This window comes from Rhizobium sp. TRM96647, from assembly GCF_025780115.1.
Classification (GTDB): domain Bacteria; phylum Pseudomonadota; class Alphaproteobacteria; order Rhizobiales; family Rhizobiaceae; genus Mycoplana.
Genome location: NZ_JAOXHF010000016.1, coordinates 1 through 12490, shown reverse-complemented (window position 1 = coordinate 12490; position 12490 = coordinate 1). Strand labels below are relative to the sequence as shown.

The window sequence follows — 12490 nt, the reverse complement described above, 5'->3', positions numbered from 1 at the left end:
GATAGCATTTGCCTTTCGCGTGAGCATGCAAAATTGATCCAATTTGGGCAGGAAGGTCGAAAAATATGCAATGTGTTGCGCCGTCTGGCAGCGGGCTCGGTCCTCAGTTGAGGCGCAACCCGCTGGCGCCGTCAAAGAGATGCGTGCCAGTCGCATTGCCGCGGACGTGGATCCGCTCGCCGACCCTGATCTCGGCTTCGCGCGGAAATTCCACGGTCAGCATCCGGCTCTCGCCAATCTCGACATAGCCGTAGGTCTGGCTCCCCAGCCGTTCGACGACGGCGAGATCGCCGGTGAACCAGGCGTCCTCCGGCGAACAGCGAACGAGGTCTTCCGGCCGGATGCCGAGCGTCATGCCAGACGAGGCCGCCTGGGGCCGGGTCGTTGCCGGCAAGGCGATCTGCCTGCCGGCGACGGTCAGTCTTGTCTCGACGCCGTCGGTGCCCGTGACCTGCGCGGACAGCGTGTTCATCGTCGGGCTGCCGATGAAGCGGGCAACGAAGAGGCTTTCCGGCCTGTGATAGAGCTCCAGCGGCTTGCCGATCTGCTCGATCCGGCCCGCATTGAGGACGACGATCCGGTCGGCAAGGGTCATCGCCTCGACCTGGTCGTGGGTGACGTAGACGGTCGTCGCCTTCATCCGGTTGTGCAGCTTGGCGATCTCGAGGCGCATCTCGACGCGCAGGGCGGCATCGAGGTTGGAAAGCGGCTCGTCGAAGAGGAAGGCGGAGGGCTCGCGCACGATCGCGCGTCCCATCGCCACGCGCTGGCGCTGCCCGCCGGAAAGCTGGGCTGGCCTGCGGTCGAGGAGGGGGGTGATCTTGAGGATGTCGGCTGCCGTCGAGACCCGTTCGTCGATCGCCTTCTCGCCGGTTCCGCGCATCTTCAGGCCGAAGGCCATGTTCTCGCGCACGCTCATGTGCGGATAGAGCGCGTAGTCCTGGAAGACCATGGCGATGTCGCGCTCGGAAGGCGGCAGCGCGTTCACCACCTTGCCGCCGATGTCGAGCATGCCGCCGGAAATCTCCTCCAGCCCGGCGACCATGCGCAGCAACGTCGATTTTCCGCAGCCGGAAGGGCCGACAAGAACAAGGAATTCGCCGCTCTCTATGTCGATGTCGATGTTATGGATGACGGCGAGCGAACCGTATGTCTTGCGGATCTTTCTCAAGGCGATGGCGGTCACGGTTTTCTCCTCCGGCAGTCCATGTTGGCTCTTGACCAACACTATCGATATCAATATCAATAATGATACAAACGTCGATTGGCAACTCCGTGGAAGCTGCGATGTCCTATTTTTCGACAAGGCCGAGTGTCCGGATAAGCGCTGCAAAGCCCGCCAAATCGGCGGCGGCCTTCAATGCGCTGAAGCGCGACATCATGCTCGGCGTGCTGCCGGCGGGAGCTGCGCTGACCGAACTCGAGCTGGCCGCCCATTTCGGCTGCAGCCAGGGAACCGTTCGCGAGGCGCTGCTGCAGTTGCAGGAGGAGGGGCTCGTACTGCGCCAGGGGCATAGGGGCACGCAGGTCTCCGAATGCACGGAGGACGAGGCCGTGGAGATGTTCCGCGTGCGCCGCCAGATCGAGTGCAACGGCATCCTGCGCGTGGTCCAGGCGCCGAGCCGCACGCTGATCGCCGACCTCAAGGCGCTGTTTTCGGAGATGCTGGACGCGGCCCGGCGCGACGACGAACTGGAGCTTGCCTCCGCGGACCGCGATTTCCACCGCCGCATCTTCCAGGATGCGCGCCTGCCGGCGCTCGATCCGATCCTCCACCGCTGCCTCGTCCACAATCACCGTTTCAAGATTTCCCGCAGCACGTTGCCGCGCGACCTGTTTGCGACCGCCCAGCGCCACGCCGTCATCATCGAGGCGATCGAGAGCCGCGATCCGGCGCGCGCCGACGAGGCATTGCGTCACCATATCGCCACCATCGTCGATCTCGGTCCCAGCGTCTTCCCGGATCTCGTCCAATGACCGGCGCGGGCACTTTCGACGCGACGCTCTCGTCGGAAACGGCCGCCCTGTTGGAGCGGCTGGCGGCGGCCGGCCCCCAGCAGGACCCGACGCTGTTGCCGCCGGCGGAAGGGCGCGCGCTGTCGGAGGAGGGCAATCGCCGCTGGAACATCGACCTGCCGGCGATGGCCTCGGCGACGGACTGCCGGGTCGAGGCCAATGCCGCGCTGGGCTCGCCCGGCTGCCGGATGCGCGTGCTCGTGCCAGAGGGGAGGTCTGCCGGTGCGATCCTCTATGTCCATGGCGGCGGTTTCGCGTTCTGCAGCCCCGAGACGCACGAGCGCTGTGCCCGTGTGCTCGCCGTCGCAGCAGGCATGCCGGTGCTTCTGCCCGACTACAGGCTCGCGCCGGAAAATCCCTATCCGTCCGGCTTGCGGGACGTGGTGGCCTGCCTGCGGGCGGCCTTTGCGGCAACGGAGGATGCCGGCGTCCTCCCGGGCCCGCTGATCGTCGCCGGCGATTCCGCCGGCGCCAATCTTGCTCTGGCAGCCTTGCTTCATGAGCAACGCGAGGCCGCGCCAACCCCGGTTGCCGGCGCACTGCTCTTCTACGGCAACTACGCGATGGACTTTGCCACGCCTTCCTACGAGGCGTTCGAGAACGGCCCGGGCCTGACGCGCGCCAGGATGCAGCGCTACTGGGCCTGGTATGCGCCGGCCGGTGCCGACATATCCGGCGATCCGCTCGCCTGTCCACTCACAGCCGGCGACGAGGCGCTTGCCGCGCTGCCGCCACTGCACCTGATGGCGGGAGGGGTCGACCCGCTCCTGTCCGACACGCTGAGGCTACACCAACGTCTGCAGGCGCTCGGGAGGAAGGAGACCGTCACGGTCGTTCCGGGCGTGGTGCACGGGTTCCTGCAGAACACGATCGATCTCGCAGCGGCACGGGAGGCACTTGCCGCTGCCGGGATCGCAGCACGGAAGATGGCTGCCGCAACGGTCTAGCCGGCCAAGAATTCAACGGAGGAGACGACAATGAACTTCAGGAAAATCAGCATGGGCGTTGCACTCGCGGCAACGCTGTTGGCGTCCACGGCATCCGCCGAGACGGTGCGCTTCTGGTACCACTTCGACAATCCGGAAAACCCGATGGCCGATCTCGTCGCCAAGTTCGAGGCGGCCAATCCCGGCATCACGATCGAGGCCGAGAACGTGCCGTGGAACAGCTACTACGACACGCTCTACACCTCGCTCGTCGGCGGTAACGCGCCGGACGCGGCCATGGTGAAGCTGTTCGCCCAGCCGCGGCTGGCGGAGATGGGCGCGCTGGAGCCGCTCGGCGACAAGATCGATGCGTGGGCCGGCAAGGCCGACCTGCTCGACAACCTGCTGGAGCTCAACAAGGGGCCGGACGGCCAGCAATACTACCTGCCGATCCAGTACGTCGTCCTCTATCTCTACTACCGCGCCGACCTCTTCGAGCAGGCCGGCCTGCAGCCGCCGAAGACCTGCGAAGAGTTCCGCGACGCGGCGATCAAGCTGACCAAGGCGCCGACGACCTATGGCTTCGGCCTGCGCGGCGGCAAGGGCGGCTGGGACCAGTGGGGCGCCTTCGTGCTTTCGCAGGGCGGCGAGCTGAAGCCCGGCGGCCTGACCAACGAGAAGGCGGTGGCAGCCAACCAGTGGCTGATCGACCTCTTCCAGAAGGACAAGGTCATTCCGCCATCGGCCCCGAACGACGGCTTCCAGGAAATCACCGGCGCCTTCAAGGCTGGCACCACGGCGATGACCATCCATCATATCGGCTCGTCCAACGACATGGTGAAGGCGCTGGGCGACAAGGTCTCGGCCGTGCCGGTGCCGGAGTGCAGCGGCAACCGCTGGACGTCCTACGGCGACGAGTCGCTGGCGATCTTCTCCTCGTCGGAGGTGAAGGATGCGGCCTGGAAGTGGATCTCGTTCCTCGCCGAGGGCGAGAACAACGTCGCCTTCAACAAGGCGACCGGCCAGATGACCGTGACCAAGAGCGGCTCGGAAAACTGGAACCTGCATGAGCGCCGCTTCGTCGATGCCACCGTGCGGTCGCTGCCGTTTGCGCATGTGCTGCCGCAGACGCCGGCGACGTCGGAGTTCGTCAACACCGCATGGCAGGTCGCCATGCAGCAGGCGCTGACAGGACAGATCACGTCCCAGCAGATGATGGAGCAGTTGGAAGGGCTCTTCGCGCAGTAAAACGCCGCAGCCTCCAGCACATCCCCCACCTGCAGCGTCAGGGCGGGTGGGGGATCGATCCCAGCCTCGAAGGGCAAGGAACCGAAATCCGATGACCGCGATCACCACCACCGTTGCCGACAAAGCGATCCCGTCCCCCTGGAGCACGCGGCTGATGCCCTACATGCTCCTGGCGCCGGCGGTGCTGGTGACGGTATTCATCGTCTTCATGCCGATGGTGCAGGCGGTCGTAACCAGCTTCTACGACCTCGTCCTGTGGAAGCCCAACGCCAGCCGCTTCGTCGGCTTCGGCAACTACGTCAAGCTGTTCGCCGATCCGGTCTTCTGGACGGCGCTCTGGAACACCGCGATCTGGATCGGACTGACGGTGCCGTTGCAGATGGGCCTCGGCCTGGTCACCGCGCTGCTTCTGAACCGCGAGTTTCCCTGGCGCGGTCTCGCACGCGCGCTGATCATCATTCCCTGGGCGCTGCCGAGCGTCGTAATCGCGCTGATGTGGCGCTGGATCTACGATCCGAACACGGGCGTGCTGAACGACATCCTCCTCTATCTCTCGATCGTGCAGAGTGCCGTTCCCTGGCTCGCCGATCCCAACCTCGCGCTCTACGCGATCATCGCCACCTTGACCTGGCAGGGCTTTCCCTTCTTCGCCGTGATGATCCTGGCCGGACTGCAGGGCATTCCGAAGAGCCAGTACGAGGCAGCTTCGATCGACGGCGCGAGCGCCTGGCGGCAGTTCCTGCACATCACGCTTCCCGGCATCGCGCCGGTGCTGGCGACGGCCGGGCTGCTCAGGGTGATCTGGGTCGCCAATTCCATGGACGTGATCTTCGTCATGACGGGCGGCGGCCCCGGCTATTCGACCCATACGCTGCCGCTCTATGCGTTTGTGCGGGCACGGCAGAACCTGGACTTCGGCTATGGCACCGCGATCGCCGTCACCTTCACCATCCTTCTCGGCGCGATCGTCGCCGTCTATCTGGTCCGCACCATGCGCGAGGTTGAGCGATGAACAAGCCGGGCACCGCACGCCGCATCCTGACGACGGACCTTCCGGTTCTGGTCATCGTGCTCTTCGCCATGGCGCCGTTCGCCTGGATGGTCCTGACCTCGCTGACGCCGACGGCGGCGCTGAACGCGACCGGCGTGTCGCTTTCGCCCGCCGGCTGGAGCCTCGACAACTACGTCCGGCTGCTGCGCCAGACGTCCTTCCTCGGCAACATGATGGACAGCCTCATCATCGCCGGCGGCACTGTGATCCTCGGGCTCGCGGTGGCGGTCACCGCAGCCTACGCCTTCTCGCGCTTCCGCTTCGCCGGCCGCAAGCTCCTGATGCTGCAGTTCCTGCTGATCAACATGTTCCCGGTAGTGCTCCTGATCCTGCCGCTGTTCGTGCTGATGAAGAACGTCGGCATCCTGGATACGCATTTCGGGCTGGTCCTCGCCAATGCCACGGTCGCGATTCCCTTCGCCGTATGGATGCTGACGAGCTATGTCGGGGCGATCCCCAGGAGCCTGGACGAGGCGGCGATGATCGACGGCTGCTCGCGGCTGACGGCGCTGCGCCGGGTGGTGCTGCCGCTGACGATGCCCGGCATCATCTCCACCGGGATCTACATCTTCATCACCGCCTGGAACGAATATCTCTACGCGCTGACGCTCGGCGGCCGCAACGTCCGCCCGGTCACCGTCGCGATCCAGACGCTGATCGGCGAGTACCAGATCGAGTGGGGACTGCTCGCCGCCGGCGCGGTCGTCGGCGCCATGCCCGCAACCATCCTTTTCCTTCTCGTCCAGCGCCGCCTGATCGGCGGGCTCACGCAGGGTGCGGTGAAGGGCTGAACTTCAAAGAAGAGGACTGACCATGAACCCCGTCGGGTTGATCTCCATGCAATATGCGCGGCCTTTCACGGCCGAGCATTTCCCGCTGTTTTCGCAGATGCGCGAACTCGGCTACGACTTCGTGGAACTGCTGGTGCCCGAGCCGGGCGAGCTGAACCTCGAGGACACGAAGAGGGCGCTGGCCGATGCCGGCCTCTCCGTCGTACTGGCCGCTCGCGTCAACCTGCAGCGCAACCTCTCTTCCGACGACCCCGTCGCCCATCGCGCCGGCATCGACTACCTGAAATATGCGGCTGACTGCGCGGCCGCACTTGGCTGCTCCATCGTCGGCGGTCCGCTCACCGGCAATCCGCTGGTCTTCGCCGGCCGTCCGCCGCAGCCGGTTTCCGAGGAGGAACGGCTTGCCCGCAAGGCGCGCTGCGTCGCCGGCCTGAAGGAAGCAGGCGATCATGCCAAAAAGCTCGGCGTGATCCTTGCGGTCGAGCCGCTGAACCGCTTCGAGAGCGACGTGCTCTGCACGACGCAGCAGGCGATCGAGCTTCTGGATGCCGTCGATCATCCTGCCGTCCAGCTGATGCTCGACACCTTCCACATGCACATGGAGGAAGCTTCGATCGCCGAGGCGATCCGGCTCGGCGGCAAGCGTGTCGTCCATTTCCAGGCCAACGAGAACCATCGCGGCTTTCCCGGCACGGGCGCGACCGACTGGGTCGAGGTGTTCCGGGCGCTGCACGAGATCGGCTATGAAGGGCCGGTCTCGCTCGAGCCCTTCCGCCGCAACGACGACCGCTTCGGCGTTCCCTTTGCGCAGTGGCGCCCGCCGCACGAGGACGAGAGCGCGCGGCTTGCGGCCTCTGCCGAATTCATCAAGTCCCACATCACACTGACGGAATATCGCCGATGACACTGAAGATTGGTTGGATCGGGTGCGGCATCCATGCCACCCAGATGCTTTTGCCCCAGCTCGTCCGCCACGACGTCGAGCTGGTCGCACTCTGCGACATCGACGGCAAGCGCCTTGCCTCCGCCGGCCGGCAGTTCGGCGTCTCGAGGCTGACGAGCGATGCGGAGGAACTGATCGGCACCCGCGGCATCGACGCGGTCGGCATGGCGGTCGGCCCCGACCAGCATCTCGCCTTCGGCAAGATGGCGCTGGAGCGCGGGCTGCCGGTGTTCATGGAAAAGCCGCCGTCAGGCAGCGCCGCCGGCGCCCGCGAGTTGCTTGCGGCATCGGAGAGATCCGGCAAGCCGCTTCTCGTCGGCTTCATGAAGCGCTATTCGGCCGGCAACAAGATCGCCGCCAACATCCTGCGCTCGGGCCGCTTCGGCGACGTGCTGGGCCTCACCGGCTACTACATGACCGCGCCCGGTTACTTCGCGGGGAACGTGGACTATACCGGCTTCTTCCTGCACCATTGCGTCCACTACATGGACCTCGTCTCCTTCCTCGTCTCCCCGGTGAAGAAGCTTTCGGCCCGCAAGGTGGAGAAGGATCCCGGCAAGGTGCTGTTCCATATCAACTTCGATTTCGAATGCGGCGCGATCGGCACCGTCGCCATGGGCACGATCCAGTCACGCGGTGCACCTGTCGAGCGCATCGAGATCATGGGCGATCACCAGCGCATCGAGGTCGATAACGTCATCGAGGTTCGCTGGAACCGCAATCCGCCGTTCAAGGTGGACGATCCGCTGGCGACGCTTTCCGATACGGTCGATAGCCTGACATGGAAACCGAACTTCACCGCGGCCGCCAACGAGGACCCGAAGGGCTATTTCTCGCTGCTGGCCGACGTCATTCCCGCACTCGGCGGTGCGGAGACCGCTGCCCCCACCATCCATGACGGCGTCGTGGCGATGGAACGGCTGGAGACACTTCGCCGCGAACTGGCGCTCTGAGCGCAACGAAAGGCAGACCATGAAGACCCCCGTCATCCAGTTCGGCACCAGCCGGTTCCTGCAGGCCCATGCCGACCTGTTCCTGTCGGAGGGAACGCCGGCACGGACGATCACGGTCGTGCAGACCTCGGGCGATCCGGCAAGGGCAGGGCGGCTTGCCGCGCTCGCCGCGCCGGAAGGCTATCCGGTCCGGATCCGCGGCCGGCAGGACGGCCAGGTGGTCGATGAGGAGCATCGCGTCACCTCGGTCAGACGCTGCCTGTCGATGACGGAGGACTATGAGGATGTCCGGCGCGTGTTCGTGGAAGAGGCGGGCTACGTCCTCTCCAACACCGGCGATTCCGGATACGAAAGCAAGGCGGAGGACGCACTCTCCGCCTTCTCGCCGGCGATGAGCTTTCCCGCCAAGCTTTACCATCTCCTGGCCGCTCGCCACGCCGAGGGCGGACGTCCCCTGACCATCCTGCCGATGGAACTGATTGCCGACAATGGCAAGGTGCTTCAGGGGTTGGTCCTGGCGATCGCCGCGGCCAACAACGCCTCCGCCGACCTGTTGCGCTATATCGGGGAGGAGACGATCTGGGCCTCGAGCCTCGTCGACCGCATCGTATCAGCGCCGATCGAGCCGGCGGGTGCGGTGGCCGAGCCTTATGCGCTATGGGCGATCGAGCGGACGCCGGGCCTGGTCGTGCCGTGCGCGCACCCTGCGATCCGGCTCGTCGACGATCTCCGGGAGATCGAGACGCTGAAACTGCACATCCTCAATCTCGGCCATACCGCTCTGGTGGACCTGTGGGCCCGGCGCGGCGCGCCGGCGCAGGCGATCGTTCGTGAGTTCATCACCGTGCCCGAGGTCGAGACCGAGCTTGGGGAGATCTACCGCAGCGAGGTCCTGCCGGCGTTCGGCGCCCTTGGTCGCCGCGACGAGGCGGCGGCCTATCTTGCGACCACGCTGGAGCGGTTTGCCAATCCCTTCCTCGACCACAAGCTTTCGGACATCGCCCAGAGCCATGCCCAGAAGGTCCAGCGCCGGATCGTCGCCTTCATCGAGCTTGCCCGGACGGCCGGCTACGACGGCGACTTCCCGAAGCTCACGGCGATCATCGGCCGCGCCGGCGCCGTCTGAACGATCGTCCGCTGCGGTCCGCCCGACTGATGCCGGCCGCTATCGCCAGCCGAGGGCCGGGGCGACGTGCTTCAGGATCGCCTCGATGACATGGGCGTTGTAGTCGACGCCCAGCTGGTTGGGGACGGTCAGGAGCAGCGTATCGGCTTCGGCGACGGCCTCGTCCGCGGCAAGCTGCTCCACCAGCCGGCCCGGCTCCGCCGCGTAGGAGCGGCCGAAGATCGCCCGCGTGTTCTCGTCGATGAAACCGATCGAATCCTGCTCCTTGCCGCTCTGCCCGAAATAGGCGCGGTCACGATCGTCGACGAGCGCGAAGATGCTGCGGCTGACGGAGACACGCGGCGTGCGGGCATGGCCGGCTTCCTTCCACGCCTCGCGATAGGCGCGGATCTGGGCCGCCTGCTGCACATGGAACGGTTCGCCCGTCTCGTCGTCCTTCAGGGTCGAGCTCTGCAGGTTCATGCCGAGCTTTGCCGCCCACACGGCCGTGGCGTTCGAGCCCGCACCCCACCAGATCCGCTCGCGCAGGCCCTCCGAATAGGGTTCCAGGCGCAGAAGGCCCGGCGGGTTGGGGAACATCGGGCGCGGGTTGGGCTTTGCGAAGCCGTTGCCCTTCAGCGCTTCGAGCAGCACCTCGGCGTGATTGCGGCCCATATCGGCGTCGGTCGCGCCCTCCTGCGGCTGGTAGCCGAAGTATTTCCAGCCGTCGATCACCTGCTCGGGCGAGCCGCGGCTGATGCCGAGCTGCAGCCGGCCGCCGGCGATCAGGTCGGCAGCACCGGCATCCTCGGCCATGTAGAGCGGGTTCTCGTAGCGCATGTCGATGACCGCGGTGCCGATCTCGATCGTCTTCGTCTTCGCGCCGACGGCAGCCAGAAGCGGGAAGGGGGAGGCGAGCTGCCGGGCAAAATGATGGACGCGGAAATAGGCGCCGTCGGCGCCGAGCTCTTCCGCCGCAACCGCGAGATCGATGGACTGCAGGAGCGCATCGCCCGCCGAGCGGGTCTGCGACTGGGGAGAGGGGGCCCAGTGGCCGAAGGAAAGGAAGCCGATTTTCTTCATGATCTTTTCGTCCGGTGTTGCCTTGTGTCAGGCCCTTGATGACACAAGACGCGACAGGGCGACAGCCTTGGAAAACAGAACGCTCTGTTCAGCCGGCGATGCCTGTGGTTGCGACAACGTCGCGGTACCACGCAGTGGCCTGGCTCGCGGTTCGGAGAGGGTTGACGGTGCAGCGCCTGACGCTGCGCGCGCATGCCCGGCGACCGCGCAACCGTCGCTGGCCGGATGGTCCCCGACGGCCAAATTTTCCTAACGCGACCGGTGGCGAACGAGGCCATGTTAACCTTTTGTTAACCGTGAATCGCGTAGGTATCGAGAACGAAAAATTAACGAAGATTTCCAACGTGTTAACAGACGCTCGCTCGATCCGTATCAAGGGCCGCTCCTTCCTGGCGCTCATGCTTTCGCCGGAGCTGCCGCTCAACGAATGGCTGGCGCGCCTCGACGACCTCGCAAGTCGTTCGGCGGGCTTCTTCCTGGAGCGGCCGATCATTCTGGACGTCGCCGATCTCGACATCGACCGGCACCAGTTGAAGGCCTTGCTGGACGAACTTGCCGGACGCAACGTGCGCGTCATGGGCATCGAGGGCGGGCGGCCGTCGCTGTTCGAGCCCGGCATGCCCCCGGCGATGCGGGGCGGGCGACCCGCCCCGGACATCGAGGTGCCGGCGGTCGAGCCGGCAACAGTCGAGGCTGCAAAGCCGGCAGACGTCCGCCAGGAGGTGCAGATCGCCAGGGCGCCCGCATCGATGATCGTCAGGGATCCGGTGCGTTCCGGCCAGTCGGTGATCTTTCCGGAAGGCGACGTCACGGTGATCGGATCCGTCGCCTCGGGCGCCGAAATCATCGCCGGCGGGTCGGTGCATATCTACGGCACGCTGCGGGGCAGGGCGCTCGCCGGCTCGGTCGGCAACACCGGGGCGCGGATCTTCTGCCGAAGACTGGAAGCGGAACTGCTGGCGATCGACGGCGTCTACAAGACCGCCGAGGACATGGCGCCGGATCTGCGCGGCCAGGCGGTGCAGCTTTGGCTCGAGGGCGATTCGATCAAGGCGGAAAGACTCAACTGAGCCGGCTGCCGGCCAGCAACAGGAGCGGGAAGATGGCGAAAGTAGTCGTGGTAACATCGGGCAAGGGCGGCGTCGGCAAGACGACTTCGAGCGCCGCGCTCGGGGCAGCTCTTGCCCAGCGCAACGAGAAGACCGTCGTCGTGGATTTCGACGTCGGTCTGCGCAACCTGGATCTCGTCATGGGCGCCGAGCGCCGGGTCGTCTACGATCTGGTCAACGTCATCCAAGGCGATGCGAAGCTGACGCAGGCGGTGATCCGCGACAAGCGGCTCGACACGCTCTTTCTGCTGCCGGCCTCGCAGACCCGCGACAAGGACAGCCTGACGCCCGAGGGCGTCGAGAAGGTCATGAACGAGCTGAAAGAACAGTTCGACTGGATCATCTGCGACAGCCCCGCCGGCATCGAACGCGGCGCGACGCTGGCCATGCGGCACGCCGACGTCGCCGTGGTCGTCACCAATCCGGAGGTCTCGTCGGTTCGCGATTCCGACCGTATCATCGGCCTGCTCGACGCCAAGACGGAAAAGGCCGAGCGCGGCGAGCGGATGGAGAAACACCTGCTGCTCACCCGCTACGACGCCCTGCGGGCCGAACGCGGCGACATGCTGAAGGTCGACGACGTCCTGGAAATCCTGTCGATCCCGCTGCTCGGCATCGTTCCCGAAAGCATGGACGTGCTGAAGGCCTCCAACATCGGTGCGCCGGTGACGCTGGCCGATAACCGCAGCGCGCCTGCGCTCGCCTATCTCGACGCGGCCCGCCGCCTGGCCGGCGAGACCGTGCCGATGACCATTCCGGGCGAGAAGCGCGGTTTCCTCGGCAAGATTTTCGGACGGAGGGCAGCATGAGCATTTTCAACCTCTTCCGCAAGCAGACCTCGGCGCCGACGGCACGGGAACGCTTGCAGGTGCTTCTGGCTCACGAACGGGCGTCCGTCGGCCAGTCGGACCTCGTTGCGATCCTCCGCGAGGAAATCCTCGCCGTCATCGCGAAGCACGTCGAGATCGACGACGAACGCGTGAGCGTGAAGATGGAACGCGGCGAACACGTGACCACCCTCGAAGTCGACATCGAGATCCCGGTCACCGTCAACGTCAAAGCGGCCTGACGGAGGATGCCTCGATCCGCGAGGGGACCTCGCGGATCGAGCTCGACCTTCTGGAGGCCGAAGTTCGGAAGCCGCCGCGCTTCAAACTTGGAAATAGAATGTACCCGGGCTACATGTAATGTCAAAGCTGAATAGGGCTGCGACGCTGTCGGCCAGTTAGAAACGCGACACTGGCACGGATGATCAGCCCCCGATC

The 12490-nt window shown here is 65.6% G+C and carries 13 protein-coding genes; 11 read left to right on the top strand and 2 right to left on the bottom strand.

Annotation, left to right across the window (positions count from 1 at the left end; genetic code table 11):
* Nucleotides 1-103 precede the first annotated feature (103 nt).
* Nucleotides 104-1186 carry an ABC transporter ATP-binding protein gene (locus tag OCK02_RS22650; protein WP_263814974.1) on the bottom strand — a complete coding sequence of 361 codons (1083 nt, stop codon included), beginning with the start codon at nt 1184-1186 and terminating at the stop codon, nt 104-106.
* Nucleotides 1187-1287: 101 nt separating this feature from the next.
* On the opposite strand from OCK02_RS22650, the gene OCK02_RS22645 reads away from it, so the two are divergent.
* The 8 genes from OCK02_RS22645 (at nt 1288) to OCK02_RS22610 (ending at nt 9054) form a co-directional block, all read left to right on the top strand.
* Nucleotides 1288-1977 (top strand): GntR family transcriptional regulator, encoded by a 690-nt coding sequence (locus OCK02_RS22645; protein ID WP_263814973.1) that lies wholly within the window; start codon nt 1288-1290, stop codon nt 1975-1977.
* On the top strand, nt 1974-2963 hold the full coding sequence (locus OCK02_RS22640; RefSeq protein WP_263814972.1) for an alpha/beta hydrolase: 990 nt from the start codon (nt 1974-1976) through the stop codon (nt 2961-2963). The genes OCK02_RS22645 and OCK02_RS22640 overlap by 4 nt, the downstream gene beginning before the upstream one ends.
* Before the next feature lie 30 nt (nt 2964-2993).
* Nucleotides 2994-4190: an ABC transporter substrate-binding protein gene (locus tag OCK02_RS22635; RefSeq protein ID WP_263814971.1), complete on the top strand. Its 1197-nt coding sequence runs from the start codon at nt 2994-2996 to the stop codon at nt 4188-4190.
* A 91-nt stretch (nt 4191-4281) separates the two neighbouring features.
* Nucleotides 4282-5202, top strand: coding sequence for a carbohydrate ABC transporter permease (locus OCK02_RS22630; protein ID WP_263814970.1), 921 nt, complete (start codon nt 4282-4284; stop codon nt 5200-5202).
* Nucleotides 5199-6032, top strand: coding sequence for a carbohydrate ABC transporter permease (locus tag OCK02_RS22625; RefSeq protein ID WP_230807736.1), 834 nt, complete (start codon nt 5199-5201; stop codon nt 6030-6032). Before OCK02_RS22630 ends, OCK02_RS22625 begins: the two co-directional genes overlap by 4 nt.
* Nucleotides 6033-6054: 22 nt before the next feature.
* A complete protein-coding gene (locus OCK02_RS22620; RefSeq protein WP_263814969.1) occupies nt 6055-6936 on the top strand; it encodes a sugar phosphate isomerase/epimerase family protein in 882 nt (293 codons plus the stop codon).
* The gene (locus OCK02_RS22615; RefSeq protein WP_263814968.1) at nt 6933-7928 is read left to right on the top strand and encodes a Gfo/Idh/MocA family protein; all 996 of its coding nucleotides are present in this window, start codon (nt 6933-6935) and stop codon (nt 7926-7928) included. Before OCK02_RS22620 ends, OCK02_RS22615 begins: the two co-directional genes overlap by 4 nt.
* 19 nt (nt 7929-7947) lie before the next feature.
* Nucleotides 7948-9054, top strand: coding sequence for a mannitol dehydrogenase family protein (locus tag OCK02_RS22610; protein WP_263814967.1), 1107 nt, complete (start codon nt 7948-7950; stop codon nt 9052-9054).
* A 39-nt stretch (nt 9055-9093) separates the two neighbouring features.
* Here OCK02_RS22610 and OCK02_RS22605 read toward each other — a convergent pair whose 3' ends face one another.
* Entirely contained in the window at nt 9094-10116 is a 1023-nt protein-coding gene (locus OCK02_RS22605) for an LLM class flavin-dependent oxidoreductase (RefSeq protein WP_263814966.1), read from the bottom strand.
* A gap of 335 nt (nt 10117-10451) precedes the next feature.
* Between OCK02_RS22605 and minC the strand changes: the two genes are divergently transcribed.
* From minC to minE, 3 genes are read left to right on the top strand one after another with little or no spacing between them, the layout of a single operon-like run.
* Entirely contained in the window at nt 10452-11186 is a 735-nt protein-coding gene (gene minC, locus OCK02_RS22600; RefSeq protein WP_263815046.1) for a septum site-determining protein MinC, read from the top strand.
* Between the two features lie 32 nt (nt 11187-11218).
* Entirely contained in the window at nt 11219-12034 is an 816-nt protein-coding gene (gene minD, locus OCK02_RS22595; RefSeq protein ID WP_230807741.1) for a septum site-determining protein MinD, read from the top strand.
* On the top strand, nt 12031-12294 hold the full coding sequence (minE, locus tag OCK02_RS22590) for a cell division topological specificity factor MinE (RefSeq protein ID WP_230807742.1): 264 nt from the start codon (nt 12031-12033) through the stop codon (nt 12292-12294). Before minD ends, minE begins: the two co-directional genes overlap by 4 nt.
* The last annotated feature ends 196 nt before the right edge of the window (nt 12295-12490 follow it).